The organism is Streptomyces sp. PKA51, from assembly GCF_057552455.1.
In genome coordinates this window covers 1-20665 of sequence record NZ_BAAJPZ010000011.1, presented here as the reverse complement: position 1 = coordinate 20665, position 20665 = coordinate 1, and the positions used below count along the sequence as shown (strand labels likewise).

Genomic DNA, 20665 nt, shown 5'->3' with positions numbered 1-20665 from the left:
CTTCGGCCGGGCTCGGTCATGCTGCCGCGTGCCGCACCTCGTCGTACCGCCCCAGGGCTATCTGCGCGAAGTGCCGCAGCGACTGCGTGCCCGGGGTGAAGTAGCCGCTGTGGCCGTGGGCGCCGGTGGAGGGGATGCTCAGGGCGCCGAAGGCGCCGGAGGTGGGGTCGGCGCCGTGGCCGAGGCCGAAGAGGCTGACGTTGGGCACGTCGCCTATCCAGTCCTGCCCGTTGCGGCGGGTGGCCCAGACGCGGGCGCCGGTGTGCAGGGCGGCGGCGGAGTCGGCGTGCACGCCGGGGCTGGCGAGGACGACGAGGTCGGCGGCCTCGGCGGCGCCCAGGTGCGGGGCGGCCAGGCCGCAGACGACGGAGCCGTAGCTGTGGCAGAAGACGGCGGGCGCGACGTCGCCGCCGAGGGCCGCGAGTCCGGCGAGGAAGCGGTCCAGGCGCGGGGCGCCGGCCTCGGCGAGGCGGCCGGTGGCGGCGTCGAGGCCGACGCCGACGGGGGTGGTGTAGCCGGCCCAGGCGATCACCGCGGTGGGTGCCGCGGGGTCCTGGCGTGCCATTTCCGCGCGCAGGGCGCGGGCCATGCCGGCCGGGCTGTCGTAGCGCTGCTCGCCGCGGTCGAAGGTGGCCAGGTCGGTGTCGGAGCCGGGCACCACGACGGCGGTGTGCCGGGCGGCCGTCCAGTCGCCGTACACCTCGGCGAGCTGGCCGCGGCCGCGGGGGTCGAAGGCGAGGATCTGCCGGCCGGGGGCGAGCAGGCGGGCGTAGCGGGCGGCACGCACGCCGGCCTGCTCGCGCTCGTGGGCGGTGAGGGAGCCGTCGGCGGAGCGGGCCAGCTGCCGGTCGCGTTCGGCCGTGATGGCGAGCCGGTTGGCGGCGTAGCGTAGGGCGACGGGGGCGCCGTCGAGGTTGCCGACGACCAGGGGGTGACGGGTGGCCAGCTGCTGCTGCCGGGGGCCGTCGAGGGAGGCGAAGAAGCGGGCGATCTCGCGCGGGGTGGCGGTGGCCGGGTCGGGCAGGGGCCGGTGCAGCACGTCGTCCGCGCACCAGGCGGCGCTGCCGGCGGGCGGGCCGGTGACGGCGTCCTGCCGGTCCCCGGCGGCCCAGCCGGCGGTGCCTGCCATGGCGGTCGCCGCGAGGGCCGTGGCGATCAGGGTGCGCTTGAGGCGGCGCATGGGTGGTTCTCCCTCGTCGTGCCGTGCTGACGAGGGGAAACGTAGGGAGCAGGTGACTGACGCCGCGTCACTCCACGGTGCTGTCCGGCAGGTGATACCCAGGTATGACAGCGGTGTCCGGAGCGCGACTACGGTGGGGCGATGATCTTCGAATCCCGTATCCAGATCCTTGGTCCCGACCTCGTGCTGCGCCCGGTGCGGGAGGACGACGCCGAGGCCATGGCCCGCGCGTACCGCCGGGAGCGCGAGCACCTGCGGCCGTGGGAGCCGGTGCGCGGCGAGACGTTCTTCACGGCGGAGGGCCAGGCCGCCCGGTTGCGGGACCTGGTGGAGCTGCGGGCGGCCGGCCGGTCGATGCCGTGGGTGCTGGCCGAGGACGACGGCGCGGGCACCGGCTCCGGCGAGATCGTGGGCGTGGTGAACCTGAACAACATCGTCCACGGCGCATGGCGCAGCGCCAACCTCGGGTACTGGATCGCGGCGGCCCGCACGGGCCGGGGCCTGGCCTCCGCCGCGGTGGCGGCGGTGTGCCGGGACGCGGACGAGCACCTCGGACTGCACCGTGTGGAGGCCGGTACGGTGCTCGCCAACGCCGCCTCGCAGCGGGTGCTGGCCCGGTGCGGCTTCGAGCGGATCGGTGTCGCCCCCGCCTATCTGCACATCAACGGCGCGTGGCAGGACCACGTCCTCTTCCAGCGGATCCTCAACGACCGCCCGGTGGCGCCCGCTGCGTGAAGCGCCGCAGCGCCGGGCCCACCCGGTGGGGTGACGACACCCGCCCAGCGGTAACGGATGATCGCATCAACCGTTGATCGCAACGCCGGCCATGCCGTGGACGGCCGCGGCCGATGCCCGATCCATGGGTGGCCGTGGCACGGCTGTTACACAACGGCAGGCAAACCGGAGGTTACGACTCATACGATCAGCGTCTTGTTCGACGGGCGATTGATCATCATCGCCCTTTTCCATGCACGCGCCGGCCCGCCCGGCGGAGGGGGACGCGTCCGTGCCGGCACGAATAGCACGTCGTCGCATGCTCGGCGCCGGTGGCGGTCTGCTCCTGGGAGCGGGCGCGATGAGCGGCGCCTGGCAGTGGCTGGCCCCCGAGGCACCGCGGGAGCGGGGGGCCGGGCACACCGCGGCGCGCCCCGCCAGGACGGCCCCGGCCGAGGCGTTCGTCCACGTCATGGCGCACGCGGACGACTCGCTGTACTTCATGAACCCCGAGCTGGAGCAGTCCCTGCGCAGCGGCGCGCCTTCGGTCACCGTCTGCATGACCGGCGGCGAGTCCGACGGGCGCAACGCGCTCACGCGCACCCCGGGGTACGCCCGGCTGCCGCAGAAGCGGCCGGAGTTCGTCCGGGCGCGCATCAACGGGCTGCGCGAGGCCACCGCCCGCATGGTCACCGGCGACTGGCTCAGCCCCTGGAGCGTGGAGCCGCTGACGCTGCTGCCGGGTTTCCAGGTCGAGTTGCAGACGCTGCGGGCCGCACCGCAGATCCAGCTGATCTTCATGGAGCTGGTGGAGGCCCGGTACGTGCGGGTGCCGCGCCGGGAGAGCCTGCGCGGCCTGTGGCTGGGGGCGACCGAGCAGCTGCCCACCCTCGTGCCGGCCGGGAGCCCGGTCCGGCGCACCCAGCGCTACACCCGGCAGCAGGTGATCGACTCGCTGACGGCCGTCCTGGAGCGATACCGGCCCACCGTCGTGCGCACACTGGACCCGACGCCGACCCACCTGCCCAAGCAGCCGGACTTCCCCGGCGTACCGGCGGTGCTGCACGGCCTGGCCTGCCACGACCACCAGGACCACACGGCCTCGGCCCGCTTCACCCAGGCCGCCCTCGCCCAGTACTGGGGCCGGCCGCACGCCCGGCCGACCGCCGTGGACGCCTACGTCGGCTACGAGGTGGCCCTGCTGCCCGACAGCCTCGACCGGGCGGCCACCGCGCACAAGGTGGAGATACTCGACGTCTACGGCTGGGCCGACGGCAGGGACTGCGGCGATGCGGCGGGCTGCGGCGACCGCAAGATCGGCAACCGGTCGAAGGACATCCGCTGGTCCGACAACCTCCGCCACCGCGCCCCGGGCACCCAGCGCTGGGTGCAGGCGCTGCCCGACGGACGGCTGGCCGCCTTCGCCGTCCTCGACGGCGAGGCGCAGTGCTGGACGGAGACGGCGGCGGGCAGCGGCATCTGGTCGCCGCCCGTACCGGCCGGCGGCTCGATGCTGGAGGGCCAGGTGCAGGCGCTGCGCCGGCCCGACGGCACATTGGTGCTGTTCTCCGTGCGCACGGTGCTGCCGCGCCCGGGCACCGCGCACCGGCGGGAGGTGATGACGGCCGTGCAGCAGGGCATGACCGGCGGTGCCCCGACCTTCGGGCCCTGGCGTTCGCTGGGCTCGCCCGAGGACGACGCGGAGCACTCGCTGGAGGTGGGGCACCCGGTCGCGGTGGCCGGCGCGGACGGCACGCTGTGCGTCGTCGTCAAGGACTGGGCCGGCGGGCTCGCCTTCCGTACGGCCGACCCGGACGGCCGGTGGTCGCCGTGGGAGGCGCCGGCCGGGCAGGACGAACAGCCGCCGGTGCGCATCGAGGACGCGCTGGACGCCGTCGTCGACGGCCGGGGCCGGGTGCACGTGGTCGCCGCCGACGCCCGCACCGTGCAGCACTGGATCGCCGACGGGCCGGGCGCGCCCCTGCGCCCGGCCGGGCCGACGGGGCTGCCCGCGGCGGGCGCGCCGCCGGCACTGGCGGCGCTGCCGGGCGGTGGCGTGCGCCTCGCGATGCGCGAGGCGGGCACCGCCCGGGTGCTGCTCTTCGACCGCCCCGCGGACGGCACCTGGCGGCCGGTCACTTCCTGCGCGCCCCTGGGCGGCTACGGGCGGGTGGCGCTGTCGGAGGAGGGCGGCACCACGGTGCTCGCGGCCCGGGACGACGCGGGCCTGGCCCGGCTGTCGGCCGGGCCGGGCCGCCCCGGCCCCTGGCGGGAGGGGGGCGTCCCGCACCGCGGGACGCCCGCCCTGGTCCGCGACGCCCGGGGGCGTACGGTGGCGGTGGTGCTCGGCATGGACGGCCGGCTCTCCAGCGCCCGCTCCCGGGTCACGGGCGGTGTGCCGTTCGGGGAGTGGGTCTCCCACGACGGCACGAGCGACCTGCAGACCTCCTAAGCCGTGCCACGGAGCCTGCTTCAGGCCCTGGTGACGTCCTGGTGGATGACCTGTTCGGCGTTGCGCTCGGCGAGCGCCGTGATGGTCACGAAGGGGTTGACGCCGATGGAGCCCGGGATGAGCGAGCCGTCGGTGACGTAGAGGTTGCGGTAGCCCTTGACGCGGCCGTACAGGTCGGTGGCCTCGCCCAGGACGCAGCCGCCGAGCGGGTGGTAGCAGAAGTCGTCGGCGAAGTTCTTGAGCCGGGCGCCGAAGAGGTCGTACCGGTACATGGTCGTGTTGACCTTGTTGATCCGGTCGAACAGCGACTTGGCGGCCTCGACCGCGGGCGCGTTCTGCTCGCGCTTCCAGCGCAGGGCGGCCCGGTCGGTGGCGGCGTCGTAGACGAAGGTGCCGCGCTCGGGGTTCTTGGTGATGGCCAGGTACAGGCTGACCCACGTCTCCAGGCCGGCGGGCAGCGGGGCGATCTCGGCGAAGACGGGGTGCTCGGGGTTGTCCCAGTCGTCGATGCCCAGTGCCGGGATGGTGGCCTGCTTGGTGCCGGTGGGGTTCCAGATGTGGTTGGCACGGGCGGTCATGATGTTGCCGTTGGGCCCCCAGCCCTTGCCGATCTCGGGGCTCAGCGCGGGCAGGGTGCCGGTCTCCCGGGCGCGCAGCAGCAGTTCCGTCGAGCCGAGGCTGCCGGCCCCGAGGAACAGATACGTGCAGGAGATGTCCTTGGTGGCGAGCACCGCCCCGTGGGCGTCGCTCTCCTGCACGCTCAGCAGGTACGCGCCGTCGCCGCGCTGCCGAATCGTTTTGACCTGGTGGAGGGTGGCGATGGTGACCTTGCCGGTGCCCAGGGCCGCGGCCAGATAGGTCTTGTCCAGGCTCTTCTTGCCGTGGTTGTTGCCGTAGATGACCTCGGTGGCGAGCGCGGACTTCGGCACCTCGCCGGCCGCCTCGCGCTTCATGTACGCGAAGTCGTAGACATTGGGGACGAACGTGGTGCTCAGGCCCGCCTTCTCCGCCTGCTTGCGCGAGACGCGGGCGAACTTGTACCACTCCGTCTCCTCGAACCACTGCCGGTCGATGTGGTTGACCCCGAGGGCGGCGTTGGCGCGCGGGAAGTAGCGCTCGTACATCTGCGCCGCGTCGACCTGCGGCAGGACCTCCTCGAAGTACGCGCGCCGCGGCGTGACGGCCATGCCGCCGTTGACCAGGGAGCCGCCGCCGACGCCGCGCCCGACGTAGACGGACATCTCCTCGAAGGCGACCCGGTCCAGGACCCCGGCGTAGGGCGTGATGTTCTTGTTGACCACGTCCAGCCACAGGAAGCTGCCCAGCGGGGCCTCGGTGCGGTTCTTGAACCAGGTGGAGCGCTCGTCGGGCTTGAGCATGCCGGGGAAGACGTTGCCGTCGGCGCCGGGGGCGTCCCACTGCCGGCCCATCTCCAGCATGAGCGTCTCGACGCCCGCCTCCCCCAGGCGCAGCGCCGTGACGGCGGCGCCGTAGCCGGTGCCGACGACCACGGCCCGCACGTGCCGGGGCCCGTCCGCCGCGGCGCCCTTGGCGCGTACGGCCGCGGCCGCGCGGCTCGCGGTGGTGATGGTGGTGGCCCCGGTGAGGGCGGCAGCGCCGAGTGCCGTCATGCCGAGCAACCGGCGACGCGACAGGTGCTGGTCTACCACGGGAGGTACCTCGCCTTCCTGGCGGCTGGTGAGCCTGGTGAAGCTCACACTGTGCCCACCGGCACGACAAGGAAAGACCTAGACATGGACTCACTCGGGCCCCAGGGCCCTGTTTTCGACCGGAGTTGAGCGTTCACCCACCTGGTTGGTTCGCAACTGAACGGCTCTCGCGATGCTGATATGTGCAGGACATATGACTGCTGTACGCTCCGGGCCGTTCACCGACACCACCGGAGCGAGCTGTGCAGCCGCACGTGGATCGACTGGAGCGACCTATGGACACCGCCGCCCTCCGCCCGGGCCACGCCGTCGTCGTCCCCTGGCCGAAGACCCTGAGCGCCCCCGCCGACGGAGCGCTCGACCTGTGGCTGCTGCACCTGCCCGATCCCTGGCTCGCCGGCGCCGTCCTCGACACCGCCCCCCTCGACGAGCAGGAGCGCGCACGCGCCGCCTCCTTCGTGCACACCGTCGACCGCGCCAAGTACGTCGCCTCCCACCTGATGCTGCGCCGGCTGCTGGGCGCGTACCTGGACCGGCCCGCCGGCGAGGTGGCGTTCGTCCGCGAGCCCTGCCCCTGCTGCGGCGCGCCCCACGGGCGGCCGGCCCTCGCCGGCGACGACGGCCCGCACTTCTCCCTCTCGCACGGCGGCAACCTCGTCCTCGTCGGCGTCGCCGCCGCGCCCGTCGGCGTGGACACCGAGCAGCTGCCCGCCGCCCACACCGTCGGCGAGGTGGCCACGGCCCTGCATCCGGACGAACAGCGCGAGGTGATGTCCGCCCCCGCCGTCCGCCGCGCGGCGGTCTTCACCCGGCTGTGGGTACGCAAGGAGGCCTACCTCAAGGGCCTGGGCACCGGCCTCGGCCGCTCCCCCGCCCTGGACTACCTCGGCAACGGCGGCCCCGGCACGCCCGCCTGGCCCGCCGGCTGGACGATCGTCGACGTCCCCGTGGGCGCGGGCCACGCGGCGGCCGCGGTGCGCGGGCGGATCGGCAGCCGGTACGACGTGACACGGCTGGACCCGCAGGAGCTGGCGGCCTGACGGGGCGCCCGCCGCGGGGTCAGCCCAGACAGGTGATGTGCACGAGGGTGACCGTGTCGTCGCCGATCAGGACGACGCCGGCCGTGCGGCCGTGGGCGATGGTGCGCATGGTGCCGTCGTCCACCCCGTAGGCACTCGAATGGGCGATCGGGTCGGCGAGGGCGTCCAGGAGGCACACGGCGAGGTCGCGGCGCGCCTCGTCGGGCAGGCTCTTGTAGGAGGCGTGCAGGCTGGGGTCGAGGCTGAGCCGGTAGGTCACGCGGCACCCCGGCGCCCGCGGCGCCCGGTGGCGGCGCGCAGCTCCTCGGGGCTGATCTCGACCAGAGCGGCGGTGTAGGTGGCCGGCAGCCGGCCGTTGTCGTGCACCAGCGCCCGCAGCTGCTCCAGCCGGGGCCGCTCGGCCTCGAAGTCCTCGATGAAGGCCACCCACCGCTCGATCACCGCCGGCAGCTCCCGTACGTCGGTGAAGGTGACCTCGCGCAGGAAGGTGGCGCGCAGCTCGGGGTGCGGCAGGGCGTGACCGATGCTGTCGATGGTCCACGAGTGTGGGGTGCTCACGGGCCCTCCCCGGGTGCGGCGGCGTGCGGGCCCCACCTTAGCCCGTCGGCGCACCTGCGGCCGGGCACGCCGCGACGGCGTGCCCGGATCCGCTCCGGCAGCGGTCCGCTCAGCAGCGGACGAGGCCGGTGTACTTGTAGTAGGGGGCGAAGACCACGGACTTCTTGTCCTCCACGGTCTGCCCGGGCTGCAGCTCGTAGCAGCCCCACTGCAGGGCGTCGTTGGCGTAGGTCGGCCGCACGCGCTGCACGGTGGTGCACTTGTTGGTCATGTGGACGGTCGCGTACATGTCCATCATGTTCCAGCCGTAGCCCTCGACACAGCTCGGCGCGGGCTCGGCCGTGGCGGCCTGTGCCGTGCCCTGGCCCGTCACGGCGAGCGTCAGACCGCCGGCGGCGACGGCCAGCGCGGCGAGCGTGGTCTTGAACTTGACTAAGTTGCCCATGACTTCTCCTTGGATGGGGGCGGAAACACCCTCATTCAAGGAGGAATCACGGACAACGGCCAGGCTGGATCAACGAGTTCGAAGCAGAGGCTCATCTACTGCCGTCGTCGGGGGCCTGCCCCGCCGCGACCCACAGCGCGGACGAGGCGAGCAGAACCGCAGTACTCAACACCCATGCCAGCGCACGCCTTTTGACCATGGGCCCTGCCTACCCCGGCCGGCCGTGTCCGCCTCCGGCTCCCGGCAGCACTCCGCCCGCGCGCGCCCGCCTCGCGCGCGGGCGTTCGCCACCCTCACCCCGCCCGAACGCGGGGATGCGCGCCCATGTCGCGGGCGAGGGACCGGCCATGGGCGCCGCCCCGTTCCTGCCGCGGCCGGTCAGCGGATCGGCAGGCCCGACAGGGCCCGGGCGATGACCAGGCGCTGGATCTCGCTCGTGCCTTCGAACACGGTGTAGATGGCTGCGTCCCGGTGCATGCGCTCGACCGGGTACTCGCGGGTGTAGCCGTTGCCGCCGAGGATCTGCATGGCCTGGGCGGTGACGGTCTTGGCCGTCTCACCCGCGAAGAGCTTGGACATCGAGCCCTCCGCGGAGGTGAACCGCTTGCCGGTCGCGGCCATCCACGAGGCGCGCCAGACCAGCAGGCGGGCCGCGTCGATGCGGGTGCGCATGTCGGCGAGCTGGAAGGCGACGCCCTGGTTGTCGATGATAGGGCGGCCGAACTGCACGCGGGTGCAGGCGTAGTCGAGGGCCACCTCGTAGGCGGCACGCGCGATGCCGACCGCCTGGGCGCCCACGGCCGGGCGGGACGCCTCGAAGGTGGCCATGGCGGCGTTGGCGGCGCGCTCGGCGCCGGTTGTGCGCGTGCGTTCGCGGGCGCGGGCCAGGCGCTCGTCGAGCTTCTCCTTGCCGCCCAGGAGGCAGTGGCCGGGCACACGGACGTCCTGCAGGACGACTTCGGCGGTGTGGGAGGCGCGGATGCCGTGCTTCTTGAACTTCTGGCCCTGGGCCAGGCCCGGGGTGCCGGGCGGTACGACGAAGGAGGCGTGGCCGCGGGCGCCGAGCCCGGGGTCGACGACGGCGACGACGACGTGGACGTCGGCGATGCCGCCGTTGGTGGCCCAGGTCTTGGTACCGCTGAGGACCCATTCGTCCTTGGCCTCGTCGTACACCGCGCGGGTGCGCATGGCGGCGACGTCGGAGCCGGCGTCGGGTTCGGAGGAGCAGAAGGCGGCGATCTTCACGTCGTCGGCGTCGCCGTACATCTGCGGGACCCAGGTGCCGATCTGCTCGTCGGTGCCGTTGGTGAAGACGGCGACCGCCGCGAGGGCCGTGCCGGAGATCGCCAGGCCCAGGCCGGCGTCGCCCCAGAACAGCTCCTCCATGGCCAGCGGGATGCCCAGGCCGGTGGGGTCGAAGAACTGCCGGGCGTAGAAGTCCAGGGAGTACAGGCCGATCCGGGCGGCCTCCCGGACGACGGGCCAGGGGAACTCCTCCCGTTCGTCCCATTCCGCCGCGGCGGGACGCATGACGTCGGCGGCGAAGCCGTGGATCCAGTCGCGGACGGCTTCCTGATCGTCGTTCAGCTCCGGCGTGAACTGCGTCATGACCCCTCCCAGCATGCGCTACCTCCGGTAACCGCAGTATGTTACCCATCGGTAAAGCATGTCAACGGCACGCCCGTCCAATCCGCAGCGTGGAGCGGGTGTTACGTTGCGCAGGCATTTTGAATCACCGGGGCGGGGAGGCACCTCATATGGAGACCAGTCAGCAGACCACTCAGCGGGAGGAACAGCAGCGCGCGGCCGAACAGCGGCGCAAGGAACTGCTGGAGGCCGCGGACCGGGTGGTGCTCAGGGACGGCCCCGGCGCGTCGATGAACGCCATCGCCGCGGAGGCCGGCATCACCAAGCCGATCCTCTACCGGCACTTCGGCGACAAGGGCGGGCTGTACCGGGCGCTGGCCGTCCGGCACACCGACGCCCTGCTGTCGGGTCTGCGGGCGGCCCTGGACGCGCCCGCCGAGCGGCGCGAGCGCGTCGAGGCCACGCTCGACACCTACCTGGCGGCCATAGAGGCCCGGCCGCAGGTCTACCGCTTCCTGATGCACCCCGCCGACGAGGGCCAGCCGACCGAGCAGGGCTTCGACGTCGGCCGGCACTCCGCACCGCTGCTGCGCCGCCTCGGCGAGGAACTGGCCGAGGTCATAGCCGAGCGCGTCGACCTCGGCCCGGACGGGGAGGGGCTGGCGCGCTCGTGGGGGCACGGGATCGTGGGCATGATGCACGCGGCCGGCGACTGGTGGCTGCGCGAGCGGCCCTGCCCGCGCGCGGACTTGGTGCGCCACCTCGCGGATCTGCTGTGGGGGCGGCTCGCCGCCTCGGGCGACCGCGCGGACGGGCCGGGGTTCTGACCCGGCCCGCTGTCAGGGGCGCAGCCCCGCGCGCCGTGCCGCCCGCAGGGCGCGCCTGCGGCGCAGGCCCGTCAAGTGGTCGAGGTACAGGCCACCGTCCAAGTGGTCGCACTCGTGCTGCAGGCAGCGCGCGAAGAACCCGGTGCCCCGTACCGTCACCGGGGTGCCGTCCAGACGGAAGCCCTCCACCACGGCCTCGTCGTGGCGGGGCGTGCCGGCCTCGACGCCCGGCACGGACAGACAGCCCTCCGGGCCGCGCAGCACCGGTCCGTCGGTGGCGACCAGGGTGGGGTTGACGAGGTGGCCCAGGTGCCGGACGTCCTCGTCGTCCGGGCAGTCGTAGACGAAGACCCGCAAGGGCACACCGACCTGGTTGGCGGCGAGCCCCACGCCGTTCGCCGCGTACATGGTGGCGAACATGTCCTCCACGAGCCGTGCGAGGTCCGTACCGAAGTCGGTGACGGGTTCGCAGGGCGCAACGAGAGCCGCATCCCCGAGCAACCTCATGGGTCGCACTCGTCCTGAACTGCCGGGAATCGTGGCTCTTCGCATGGCCCCAAGGGTACGTTCCGGGGGCAGCGGGTTCGGGCCCCGGTCCGGATCTCGATAGGCTGATCCCCGACCGTTGCCTCCTGGCCGGCGATGACGAGCGCAAGGGGGGCGTTCCACCGGCTGACCAGGGAAGCGGCGCGGCGCCGGATGCAAGGAAGGATCTAGGACGATGGCAGGCAACTCGGGGCCGCTGTCGCCGCGGGCCAAGCTGGCCGTGACGGCGGGCAAGGCGGCTGCGGCGGTGTCGCGGGCCGCGGGCCGCGGCAGCGGGTCGGTGATCGGCGGCAAGGTCGCGCTGAAGCTCGACCCTGATCTGCTGGCCCGGCTGGCGACCCACCTGGACGTGGTCCTGGTCTCGGCCACCAATGGCAAGACGACCACGACCCGGCTGATCGCCGAGGCGCTGCGGGCCAGCGGCCCGGTGGTGTCGAACGCGCTGGGCGCGAACATGCCCGCGGGCATCACCTCCGCCCTCGCGGGCGGCTCGGACGCCCGCTACGGCGTGATCGAGGTGGACGAGAAGTACCTGGCGGGCGTCGCCCGTGACGTGGCGCCGAAGGCGATAGCGCTGCTGAACCTCTCCCGCGACCAGCTCGACCGCGCGGCGGAGACCCGCATGCTGGCGGAGAAGTGGCGCGAGGGCCTGGCCGGCACCAAGGCCGTGATCATCGCGAACGCCGACGACCCGCTGGTGGTGTGGGCCGCCTCCTCCTCGTCGAACGTGGTGTGGGTCGCGGCCGGCCAGGAGTGGAAGGACGACGCGTGGTCGTGCCCGTCCTGCGGCGGTGTGATGCAGCGCCCGGGCGACGACTGGTTCTGCGGTGAGTGCGGCTTCCGCCGGCCGACGCCGAGCTGGGCGCTGTCGGGCGACTACGTGCTCGACCCGCACGGCTCCGCGTGGCCGATCCACCTGCAGCTGCCGGGCCGGGCCAACAAGGCCAACGCCACCACCTCGGCCGCCGTGGCCGCGACCTTCGGCGTGCCGCCGCAGGTGGCGCTGGAGCGGATGTACCAGGTGCAGGCGGTGGCCGGCCGGTACGACGTGGTGCAGTTCCTCGGCCGCGACGTGCGGCTGCTGCTGGCGAAGAACCCGGCCGGCTGGCTGGAGACCTTCTCGCTGATCGACGGGCCGCCGGCGCCGGTGATCCTGTCGGTGAACGCCCGCGGCGCGGACGGCACCGACACCTCCTGGCTGTGGGACGTGGACTACACCCGCCTCGCCGGCCACCCGATCATGGTCCTCGGCGACCGCAAGCTGGACCTGGCGGTGCGGCTGGAGGTCGCGGGCGTGGACTTCCGGGTCTGCGAGACGATGGACGAGGCGGTGCAGATGGCCCCGCCCGGCAGGATCGAGGTCATCGCGAACTACACCGCCTTCCAGGACATCCGCCGCCGCGTCGGCAACTGACCCGCGACAGCGCTTCATAGGGATTGTGAGCATGAGCCAGAACAGTCTGCGTGTGGTGTGGGTCTACCCCGACCTGCTCAGCACCTACGGTGACCAGGGCAACGTCCTGGTCCTGGAGCGGCGGGCGCACCAGCGCCGCCTGGACGTCCAGCGGGTCGACGTGCGCTCCGACCAGCAGATCCCCACCTCCGGGGACATCTACTTGATCGGCGGCGGCGAGGACCGCCCGCAGCGCCTCGCGGCCGAGCGGCTGCGCCGCGACGGCGGCCTGAACCGGGCCGTGGCCAACGGCGCGATCGTCTTCTCGGTGTGCGCCGGTTACCAGATCCTGGGCCACGAGTTCATCAACGACCTCGGCCAGCGGGAGCAGGGCCTGGGCCTGCTGGACGTGATCAGCACCCGGGGCGAGGGCGAGCGCTGCGTGGGCGACGTGCTGGCGGACATCGACCCGCAGCTCGGCCTGCCGCCGCTGACCGGCTTCGAGAACCACCAGGGCGTCACCCACCTGGGCCCGACGGCCCGCCCGTTCGCCCGGGTCCGCTTCGGCAAGGGCAACGGCACCGGTGACGGCACCGAGGGCGCGTTCAACGACACCGTCTTCGGCACGTACATGCACGGGCCGGTGATGGCCCGCAACCCGCACATCGCGGACCTGCTGATCAAGCTGGCGCTGGACGTCAACGCGCTGCCGCCGGTCGACGACCGCTGGTACGAGGCGCTGCGCGCCGAGCGCATCGCCGCCGCGACCCAGCCCGCGTAGGCCCCGCGCCCCGTAGGGGCGCCCTGTAAGGGGCGCGGGGCAGCGTTCGATCTGCGGCTGCCGCCGCGTGGGCGCGATCGGCCACCGACGGCCTGCAGCCGACGTATCGTCCGCGCTGCGGGCACGTCGTGGCTTGTCGCGCCCACGCGGCGGCAGCCGCAGGTCGACACCGCCCCGCGCCCCTACGGGGTCCCCGCCGCCGCGGCGCTAGGGTGGCGGGGACCGCGCCCGGCGGCGGGTCGGCCGCGGAACCCCGCCCTGTGTGAGGTGGCCCTGTCATGCGCATCGGTGTGCTCACCTCCGGCGGCGACTGCCCCGGTCTCAACGCCGTCCTGCGGTCCGTCGTCCACCACGCGGTCTGCGACCACGGCGACGAGGTCGTGGGCCTGCACGACGGCTGGCACGGCCTGCTCGAAGGCGATCACCGTCTGCTCGACCCCGCGGCCGTCGCCGGTGTCCTGGGCGCCGGCGGTACGCTGCTGGGCTCCTCCCGCATCGCCCTCGGCGAGCTGCCCGGGGGCGTGGAGCTCGCCCGCGACCGGGCGGCGGCCCTCGGCCTGGACGTGATCATCGCCATGGGCGGCGCCGGCACTCTTGGGGCGGCTCACCTGCTGGCCCGGGCCGGGCTGCCCACGGTCGGCGTCCCGCGTACCGTCGACGACGGCGTCGCCGCGACCGATGTGGCTTTCGGCGTCGACACCGCCGTGGCCGTGGCGGCGCGCACCGTGGACCGGCTGCGGGCGCAGGCGGCCTCGCGGCAGCTCGTCGTCGTCGCCGAGGTGGCGGGCCGTCGCACGGGCTGGGTGGCGCTGCAGACGGCAACGGCCACCGGCGCGGACGTGGTCGCCGTGCCCGAGCGCCCCTTCTCCGTCCATGCCCTGACCGCAGCAGCGGGCCGCAGTCTGGCCTCGGGGAAATGCTGCACCGTCGTGGTGGTCGCCGAGGGCGCCACCGCCCACGACGCCCTGCCGGCCGCCGCGTCGCCGGCCGCCGCCTGCCCCGGGGTCGCCGAGCTGCTGGCCGCCGAGCTGCAGCAGCGTCTGGGGGCCGAGGTCCACCCGGTGCCCCTGGGCCCGGCCCAGCGCGGCGGCGCCCCCACCGCGTACGACCGGGTGCTGGCCAGCCGCTTCGGCCGGTACGCCGTGGAGACCGCCCGCGCGCGGGCCGGCGCCCCCACCGCGGTCATGACCGCGTTGCACGGCGAGGCGCTCGTCCCGGTGCCCCTGACCTCGGCGCCCGGGCACCGGCCGGTGCCGCCGGAACGCTATGCCGAGGTCGGGTGCGTGCTGTGAGGAGGGCGCCTCTACGCTTGTCCCGGCGCATCGGTGCGAAATGGGAGAGAGCGGATGGATCACAGCGGGCACGGCATGATGCACATGGACATGCCGCCGTTCACGCTGGGACGGGGTCTGCAGTTCAGTGGCGAACCGTTCTTCATGATCGGCTGCCTGCTGGCACTGGGCCTCTACGGCTGGGCCGTGGTGCGGCTGCGCCGGCGCGGTGACGCCTGGCCGTGGGGCCGCGTCGTGGCCTTCGTGGCCGGCGTGCTGACCGTGGCGCTGGTGATGTGCACCAAGCTGAACGACTACGGCATGGTCATGTTCAGCGTGCACATGGTGCAGCACATGGTGATCAGCATGCTCTCCCCCATCCTGGTCCTGCTCGGCGCGCCGGTGACGCTGACCCTGCGCGCGCTGCCGGCCGCCGGCCGCGGGCGCAAGGGCCCCCGGGAATGGCTCGTCGCCCTGCTGCACAGCCGCTACATGCGCATCATCACGCACCCGGCGTTCACGATCCCGCTGTTCATCGCGAGCCTGTACGCGCTGTACTTCACCCCGATCTTCGACTTCCTCATGGAGAGCCGGGCGGGCCACATCGCGATGATGGTGCACTTCCTCGCCGTCGGCCTGGTGTTCTTCTGGCCGATCATGGGCGTGGACCCCGGCCCGCACCGCCCGGGGTACGTGATGCGGATGCTGGAGCTGTTCGCCGGCATGCCCTTCCACGCGTTCTTCGGCATCGCGCTGATGATGGCCTCCGAGCCGATGATCGGCACGTACATGCACCCGCCGGCCTCGCTGGGCATCGACGCGCTGGACGACCAGAAGGCGGGCGGCGGCATCGCCTGGGCCTTCAGCGAGATCCCCTCGGTGGTCGTGCTGCTCGCGCTCGTCTTCCAGTGGTACCGCTCCGAGCAGCGGCAGGCCCGGCGCAGCGACCGCGCCGCCGACCGCAACGGCGACAAGGAGCTGGCGGCCTACAACGCCTACCTGGCCTCGCTCAACGCCCGGGGGCAGTGAAGGCGGCCGGCGGCGGTATGGCCCGCGGACCGCGGCCGGGAGACCATGGTCTCCTGGCCGCGGTCCGCGTTTTTCGGTGCACGAGCCGCTCACGCCGGACCGCCATCCGAGGAGGTGCGGCGATGTCCGGATCGGCGAAGACGATGGCGTGGCTGACCATGGGCGCCCTGGTGCTGGTGACCGCCTATTCGGTGGCCCTGGGCGGCAACGGCTGGCTGTGGTTCATCTGGTCCGTGCTGGGACTGGCGACCATAGGCACGCTGGCGGCCCGCGGGGCGTGAGCCGGCCGGCGCATCGCACCCTGCGGCAGCACGTCAGAAGCGGAAGACGGGCCCGGTCGCGGCCTCGAGCGCGCACAGGCCCGGGAAGGTCCGGCGCCAGGCGACGGGCAGCCCGTGCCAGTCGCCCTGCGCGGTCGCCTCGACGGGATCGTCCTCCCGGGTGCACACCCGCTCCTCGTCCCCGAGCAGCGCCTCCGGCTGCCCGCCGGCCAGGGCCAGGCTCTCGCATGCCTCCGCCGCATGGGGATGGTGGCCGCCGGGGCCGGGGCAGACCAGGCGTACGCCGCGGATCCAGGTGCCGTGCGCCCCGGAGATCGTCAGCAGGTACCGCCCGTCGCTCGCATCCTCCGGGTCGACGGCGTGGGCCTGGCCCAGGGGCCAGGTGAGCAGGGCGGTGGCGGCGGCCGCGACCGCGGCGGGGCGGGGGAACGTACGTGGGGACATGAGGGGCGTGCCTTCCGGGTGCTGGTGTGCCGGCCAGGCCACCGCGCCCGGGCCGGGCCCGCCAAGGGGCCGCACCGCGCCCGCCCTCGTGTGGGGGACGCCGGCCACCCGGTCGGGCGATGTGCGGGCCGCCGGAGCCCGGCCGCGAAAAACGTGTCGCCGCGAGCCGTTCGGGCCCGTACTGTCCTCGCTTGTCATTGATCATTCAACGGGAGGACCGGGAACGCACATGAGTGCCCGGCTGCGCGAGGTCGCGCGGATCACGGAACGGATCGTCGCCGAGGGCGGCTACACCACGCCCGGCGGCCGCTGGGCGGACATCGCCGAGGACGTCCGGCGCTCCCGCGAGGGGACGCGGCTGTACGGGCCGGAGCCGGTGCCGGTGCCGCAGGCGGGCCCGGCACATCCGACGGTCTTCGAGGTGACCGCGGAGGGCAGTCTGGACGCCGCCCGCCGGCTGGCGGCCGACGGCCCGGTGGCCGTCCTCAACTTCGCCTCCGCCCGCAACCCCGGCGGCGGTTACCTCAACGGCGCGCAGGCGCAGGAGGAGGCCGTCTGCCGCGGGTCGGCGCTGTACGCGTGCCTGCTGGAGGCTCCCGCGTACTACGCCGCCCACCGCGCGGACCCCAGCCCCTTCTACAGCCACCGGGTCATCCACTCCCCCGGTGTCCCCGTCTTCCGCGACGACCGCGGCGAGCTGCTCGAAGAGCCGTACACCGCCGGCTTCCTGACCTCGCCCGCGCCCAACGCGGGTGTGATCGCCCGCCGTACGCCCGAGCAGGCACAGCTGATCCCGGCAGTGCTCGCCGAGCGCGCGGCCCGGGTGCTGCAGGTCGCGGCGGCGCACGGGTACGGGCGTGTGGTGCTCGGTGCCTGGGGCTGCGGCGTCTTCCGCAACGACCCGGCACAGGTGGCGGCGGCCTTCGCCGGCCACCTGAAGGGCTCGGGGCACTTCGCGGGCCGCTTCGAGCACGTCGTCTTCGCGGTCCTGGACCGGCAGCCGCACTCCGCGAACAGGGCGGCCTTCGCCGACGCCTTCGCCGGGTGAGCGGCGCGGCGCCGGCGGGCTACTCCTCGATGGCCCCGCCGACCGCGCGCAGGTGTGCGCGGAAGGTGAGAGCAGGGTCGGCCGCGCGGGCGGCGAGGTAGGCGTCGAAGCCCACCTGGCGGCGCAGCGGGACGCCCTCCCTGATCCTCGTGGCCTGCCGCCGCTCGGCGTCGCGGATCGCCTCCGCGGCGGCGAGCACCGTCCCGGCCCGCTCGGCCGGCACGAACACCACGCCGTCGTCGTCACCGAACACCAGGTCCGCGCAGCCCACGGTCCACTCCCCCACGACCGCCGATTCAAGAGCCTGCGGCGGGCGGGCGTCCAGGCGCTGCGGCCCGGCGGGCAGTGCGCCCATGCTGAACACCGGCAGGCCGATGGCGCGGATGTCGGCGGTGTCCCGGTGCAGGCCCCACACCACCACGCCGGCCAGCCCGGCGTCCGCGGCCTCCAGCACCGCGAGGTCGCCGATGCACGCCTCGTCCGTGCGGCCGTCGTTGTCGACGACCAGCACGTCCCCGGGTGCGGCCCGTGCGACGGCCTCCAGGAAGACGTCCACGCTGCCGACGTGCCGTGCGGGCAGCACGCGACCGGCGAGGCGCGTGCCCTCCACGACGGGCCGCATGCCGGCGGGTGCGCACCGCACGGGCACGCCGGTGCGCACGCAGCCGTCGGCGATGTGAGCGGTGGTCAGATCGGTGCGGTCCATGCTCTGCCTCCTGGGTGGCGAACGGGAGTTTACGATCGCCGCATGTCCAAGCACACCGCAAACCCGTCTGATTCCTCGTTGTCCCTGTGGTCGCGGGATTCGCTGCTGTCGATCGGATCCGTGGGCTCGGTGCTGTCGATCGGCTCGGTCGGCTCGGTGCTGTCCGTCGGCTCGGTGGGCAGTGCCCTCTCCCTGGGTTCGATCGGCTCGGCCCTGTCCGTCGCCTCGGCCGGCTCCTGGCTGAGCACCGGCTCGGTCCTGTCCGCCCGGTCGCGGTGGTCGGTGCTGTCCTGGCGCTCCCGCGGCGGCTTCCTGGCCGCGGGCGTGGTGGCGGCGGTGGCCTGCGCCGCCCTGACGACGGGCCGCCGGCCGGCCACCCGCCCGTAGGCTCTCAAAGGTCCAGCTCTCAAAGGTCCAGGGCGTGACCTGTCGTCACGTCGACATGGGCGGGGATCTCTTCGTGGCGGTCGCCGACCGTCGGCGTTCCGGTGGGCTCGAACATGAGGATGGCGGCGCCGGACGGAGCGTACGGCTTGTGCTCCATGCCGCGCAGGACGGTGAAGACCGCGCCCTGGCCGAGCACGACCGTGCGCTCCCCAGCGGGCTCGCGAAGAGACAGGTGCAGTTCGCCGTCGAGCACCAGAAAGAACTCGTCGGTGTCGTCGTGGGCGTGCCAGACGTGTTCGCCGTCGACCTTGGCGATGCGTACGTCGTAGTCGTTGACGCGCGTGACGATGCGGGGGCTCCACAGGTCGTCGAAGGAGGCCAGGGCCGTGCCGAGGGCGATGGGTTCGCTGTTCATGGCCCTCATCCTTCCGCCCGCTCCCGGCCCGTGGGAGTGCTAGGAATTGCATATGTCGCAAGAATCCTCGCACGCAGTCCGTCCCCCGGGCCCGCACCGCGTCGTCGTGATCGTGGACGAGAACTCGAACCCCTTCGAGCTCGGTTGCGCGACCGAGATCTTCGGCCTGCGCCGCCCCGAGGTGGGCCGTGACCTCTATGCGTTCACGCTCTGCTCGCCGGCGCCCCGCACGCTGATGCGGGACGGGTTCTTCACGCTCACGGGCGTCGCGGACCTGGCGGCGGCCGATACGGCGGACACCTTGATCGTGCCGAACCGGCCCGACGTCGAGGTGCCCCGCCGCCCGGCCGTGCTCGATGCCGTGCGGCGGGCGCACGCGCGGGGCGCACGCCTGGTGGGTTTTTGCAGCGGCGCGTTCACCCTGGCGGAGGCGGGGGTCCTCGACGGGCGGCGGGCCACCGCGCACTGGCAGTGGGCGGATTCCTTCCGGACCCGCTTCCCCTCCGTACGGCTCGAACCGGATGTGCTGTTCGTGGACGACGGCGACATCCTCACCGCCGCGGGCAGCGCCGCCGCGCTCGACCTGGGACTGCACATCGTCCGCCGCGACCACGGCGCGGAGATCGCGGGCGCCGTCAGCCGGCGGCTGGTCTTCGCCGCCCACCGCGACGGCGGGCAGCGGCAGTTCATCGAGCGGCCGGTGCCCGAGGTGCCGGACGAGTCCCTGGCGCCCGTGCTGGCCTGGGCCCAGGAGCGGCTGGACTCGGCCCTGACGGTCGCGGAGCTCGCGGCACGGGCCGCGGTCAGCCCGGCGACCCTGCACCGTCGCTTCCGGGCGCAGCTGGGCACGACGCCCCTGGCGTGGCTCACGGGGGAACGCGTCGCCCTGGCCTGCCGGCTCATCGAGCGGGGGGAGTCGCGCCTGGACGTGGTCGCGCGCCACGCCGGACTGGGCACCACGGCCAACCTGCGCGCGCTCATGCGCCGCGAGACCGGGCTCAATCCCTCGGCGTACAGGCGCCGGTTCGGACCGGAGGCGGAGTGACGAGCACAAGACCGGTTCTGGTCGTTCCGTGGGCCTGGAGTGGCCGATGAGCAGCCGGATCCGACAGGGTCGGCCCCCCTTTTGACGGAGATCCTCCGGACAGTGTCGTCAGGAGTATTCCGGGCCGCGAATCGCTTGGATGGTAGGGGAAGGGCGCGTTACCAGGCCACCGTCACATCGATCCATCAGAGGACCTCATGGACAGCATGCCCTGCGCCGTACCGACGGCGCCCCGCCCCGGCCCGGGGCCGGTGCGATGACCGGCGACCGCCGGAGCCGGCTCGAGGACGGCCGGCTGCCCCTGGACTTCCAGGCCTTCTACCTGGGCGTCGAGGAGATGTACCACTCCTACGCCACGGAGATCCTCGGCAACCGTGAGGATGCCGAGGAGGCCGTGCACGAGGCGTTCTGCCTGATCCGCGACGAGTGGGCCGACCTGCTGTGCAGCAGCAACGTCGAGGAGGGCGCCTGGTCGGTCCTGCGGCTGGCCACGATGCGCCGGCTGCGCAGCGGCAGCGGGCGGCCGGCGTTCGTGGCCAAGGGGGCGTTCGCCCGGGCCATGGACGCCGCCGGGGACCAGCTGGCGGTGTTGGAGGAGAGCATCGGCCTGTACGCGGCGATAGCCGAGCTGCCGAGCCGGCAGTTCGACGTCATCGTGCTGCAGTACGTCATCGGCTACCCCGTCACCCGGACCGCCTGGCTCCTCGGACTGGACGAACGAAGCGTCGACTACCACGGCCGCAAGGGCAAGGAGTACTTGCGCCGGCAGCTCGGCATTCCGGAAGTGACGCGTATCAAGGAGGTCAGGAAGTGACCGGGCGGGGTGCGGGCATCGAGGAGCTGCTG

Annotated in this window: 23 protein-coding genes; 13 read left to right on the top strand and 10 right to left on the bottom strand. The window is 73.5% G+C overall.

The genetic code is table 11. The features are described from left to right. Window positions 1-16: 16 nt before the first annotated feature. The gene (locus AC27L3_RS17845) at window positions 17-1180 is read right to left on the bottom strand and encodes an alpha/beta hydrolase (RefSeq protein ID WP_487235017.1); all 1164 of its coding nucleotides are present in this window, start codon (window positions 1178-1180) and stop codon (window positions 17-19) included. A gap of 141 nt (window positions 1181-1321) precedes the next feature. Between AC27L3_RS17845 and AC27L3_RS17840 the strand changes: the two genes are divergently transcribed. Both AC27L3_RS17840 and AC27L3_RS17835 read left to right on the top strand, forming a co-directional pair. Next, a complete protein-coding gene (locus tag AC27L3_RS17840) occupies window positions 1322-1915 on the top strand; it encodes a GNAT family N-acetyltransferase (protein ID WP_487235016.1) in 594 nt (197 codons plus the stop codon). Between the two features lie 298 nt (window positions 1916-2213). Beyond that, window positions 2214-4346: a PIG-L family deacetylase gene (locus AC27L3_RS17835; RefSeq protein ID WP_487235015.1), complete on the top strand. Its 2133-nt coding sequence runs from the start codon at window positions 2214-2216 to the stop codon at window positions 4344-4346. 20 nt (window positions 4347-4366) lie between these two features. Here AC27L3_RS17835 and AC27L3_RS17830 read toward each other — a convergent pair whose 3' ends face one another. Beyond that, window positions 4367-5977: a GMC oxidoreductase gene (locus AC27L3_RS17830; protein ID WP_487235171.1), complete on the bottom strand. Its 1611-nt coding sequence runs from the start codon at window positions 5975-5977 to the stop codon at window positions 4367-4369. 314 nt (window positions 5978-6291) lie between these two features. On the opposite strand from AC27L3_RS17830, the gene AC27L3_RS17825 reads away from it, so the two are divergent. After that, a complete protein-coding gene (locus tag AC27L3_RS17825; protein ID WP_487235014.1) occupies window positions 6292-7056 on the top strand; it encodes a 4'-phosphopantetheinyl transferase family protein in 765 nt (254 codons plus the stop codon). A gap of 19 nt (window positions 7057-7075) precedes the next feature. On the opposite strand, the gene AC27L3_RS17820 is transcribed toward AC27L3_RS17825, so the two are convergent. From AC27L3_RS17820 to AC27L3_RS17805, 4 genes are all read right to left on the bottom strand, one after another. Continuing rightward, window positions 7076-7315 carry a hypothetical protein gene (locus AC27L3_RS17820; protein WP_344438792.1) on the bottom strand — a complete coding sequence of 80 codons (240 nt, stop codon included), beginning with the start codon at window positions 7313-7315 and terminating at the stop codon, window positions 7076-7078. Then, a complete protein-coding gene (locus AC27L3_RS17815) occupies window positions 7312-7614 on the bottom strand; it encodes a hypothetical protein (RefSeq protein ID WP_487235013.1) in 303 nt (100 codons plus the stop codon). Before AC27L3_RS17815 ends, AC27L3_RS17820 begins: the two co-directional genes overlap by 4 nt. A gap of 109 nt (window positions 7615-7723) precedes the next feature. After that, entirely contained in the window at window positions 7724-8059 is a 336-nt protein-coding gene (locus tag AC27L3_RS17810; RefSeq protein ID WP_487235012.1) for a hypothetical protein, read from the bottom strand. A gap of 378 nt (window positions 8060-8437) precedes the next feature. After that, window positions 8438-9667, bottom strand: a complete 1230-nt coding sequence (locus AC27L3_RS17805) for an acyl-CoA dehydrogenase family protein (protein ID WP_487235011.1) — start codon at window positions 9665-9667, stop codon at window positions 8438-8440. A gap of 149 nt (window positions 9668-9816) precedes the next feature. On the opposite strand from AC27L3_RS17805, the gene AC27L3_RS17800 reads away from it, so the two are divergent. Beyond that, window positions 9817-10473, top strand: coding sequence for a TetR/AcrR family transcriptional regulator (locus tag AC27L3_RS17800; RefSeq protein WP_487235010.1), 657 nt, complete (start codon window positions 9817-9819; stop codon window positions 10471-10473). Window positions 10474-10485: 12 nt separating this feature from the next. On the opposite strand, the gene def is transcribed toward AC27L3_RS17800, so the two are convergent. Next, the gene (gene def, locus AC27L3_RS17795; protein WP_487235009.1) at window positions 10486-11025 is read right to left on the bottom strand and encodes a peptide deformylase; all 540 of its coding nucleotides are present in this window, start codon (window positions 11023-11025) and stop codon (window positions 10486-10488) included. Window positions 11026-11194: 169 nt separating this feature from the next. Here def and AC27L3_RS17790 point away from each other — a divergent pair, with 169 nt between their 5' ends. The 5 genes from AC27L3_RS17790 to AC27L3_RS17770 all read left to right on the top strand — a co-directional run bounded on the left by AC27L3_RS17790 (window position 11195) and on the right by AC27L3_RS17770 (window position 15774). After that, window positions 11195-12433: a MurT ligase domain-containing protein gene (locus tag AC27L3_RS17790; protein WP_487235008.1), complete on the top strand. Its 1239-nt coding sequence runs from the start codon at window positions 11195-11197 to the stop codon at window positions 12431-12433. 31 nt (window positions 12434-12464) lie between these two features. Further along, complete coding sequence (locus tag AC27L3_RS17785) at window positions 12465-13193, top strand: type 1 glutamine amidotransferase (protein ID WP_487235007.1); 729 nt, start codon at window positions 12465-12467, stop codon at window positions 13191-13193. Window positions 13194-13471: 278 nt separating this feature from the next. After that, window positions 13472-14485: an ATP-dependent 6-phosphofructokinase gene (locus AC27L3_RS17780; protein WP_487235006.1), complete on the top strand. Its 1014-nt coding sequence runs from the start codon at window positions 13472-13474 to the stop codon at window positions 14483-14485. A gap of 54 nt (window positions 14486-14539) precedes the next feature. Beyond that, window positions 14540-15493: a cytochrome c oxidase assembly protein gene (locus tag AC27L3_RS17775; RefSeq protein ID WP_487235005.1), complete on the top strand. Its 954-nt coding sequence runs from the start codon at window positions 14540-14542 to the stop codon at window positions 15491-15493. A 122-nt stretch (window positions 15494-15615) separates the two neighbouring features. Beyond that, window positions 15616-15774, top strand: coding sequence for a hypothetical protein (locus AC27L3_RS17770; RefSeq protein ID WP_487235004.1), 159 nt, complete (start codon window positions 15616-15618; stop codon window positions 15772-15774). Window positions 15775-15807: 33 nt separating this feature from the next. Here AC27L3_RS17770 and AC27L3_RS17765 read toward each other — a convergent pair whose 3' ends face one another. Beyond that, window positions 15808-16218 carry an SSI family serine proteinase inhibitor gene (locus tag AC27L3_RS17765; protein WP_487235003.1) on the bottom strand — a complete coding sequence of 137 codons (411 nt, stop codon included), beginning with the start codon at window positions 16216-16218 and terminating at the stop codon, window positions 15808-15810. 229 nt (window positions 16219-16447) lie between these two features. On the opposite strand from AC27L3_RS17765, the gene AC27L3_RS17760 reads away from it, so the two are divergent. After that, the gene (locus AC27L3_RS17760) at window positions 16448-17266 is read left to right on the top strand and encodes a TIGR02452 family protein (RefSeq protein WP_487235002.1); all 819 of its coding nucleotides are present in this window, start codon (window positions 16448-16450) and stop codon (window positions 17264-17266) included. 19 nt (window positions 17267-17285) lie between these two features. Here the strand turns inward: AC27L3_RS17760 and AC27L3_RS17755 are convergent, their stop codons facing one another. Then, window positions 17286-17972 carry an RraA family protein gene (locus AC27L3_RS17755; protein WP_487235001.1) on the bottom strand — a complete coding sequence of 229 codons (687 nt, stop codon included), beginning with the start codon at window positions 17970-17972 and terminating at the stop codon, window positions 17286-17288. A 42-nt stretch (window positions 17973-18014) separates the two neighbouring features. Here AC27L3_RS17755 and AC27L3_RS17750 point away from each other — a divergent pair, with 42 nt between their 5' ends. Next, window positions 18015-18359: a hypothetical protein gene (locus AC27L3_RS17750; RefSeq protein WP_487235000.1), complete on the top strand. Its 345-nt coding sequence runs from the start codon at window positions 18015-18017 to the stop codon at window positions 18357-18359. A gap of 19 nt (window positions 18360-18378) precedes the next feature. On the opposite strand, the gene AC27L3_RS17745 is transcribed toward AC27L3_RS17750, so the two are convergent. Beyond that, window positions 18379-18774 carry a cupin domain-containing protein gene (locus AC27L3_RS17745; RefSeq protein WP_487234999.1) on the bottom strand — a complete coding sequence of 132 codons (396 nt, stop codon included), beginning with the start codon at window positions 18772-18774 and terminating at the stop codon, window positions 18379-18381. A gap of 52 nt (window positions 18775-18826) precedes the next feature. Here AC27L3_RS17745 and AC27L3_RS17740 point away from each other — a divergent pair, with 52 nt between their 5' ends. Both AC27L3_RS17740 and AC27L3_RS17735 read left to right on the top strand, forming a co-directional pair. Beyond that, window positions 18827-19819 carry a GlxA family transcriptional regulator gene (locus tag AC27L3_RS17740; protein ID WP_487234998.1) on the top strand — a complete coding sequence of 331 codons (993 nt, stop codon included), beginning with the start codon at window positions 18827-18829 and terminating at the stop codon, window positions 19817-19819. 256 nt (window positions 19820-20075) lie between these two features. Further along, window positions 20076-20633: an RNA polymerase sigma factor gene (locus AC27L3_RS17735; protein WP_487234997.1), complete on the top strand. Its 558-nt coding sequence runs from the start codon at window positions 20076-20078 to the stop codon at window positions 20631-20633. The last annotated feature ends 32 nt before the right edge of the window (window positions 20634-20665 follow it).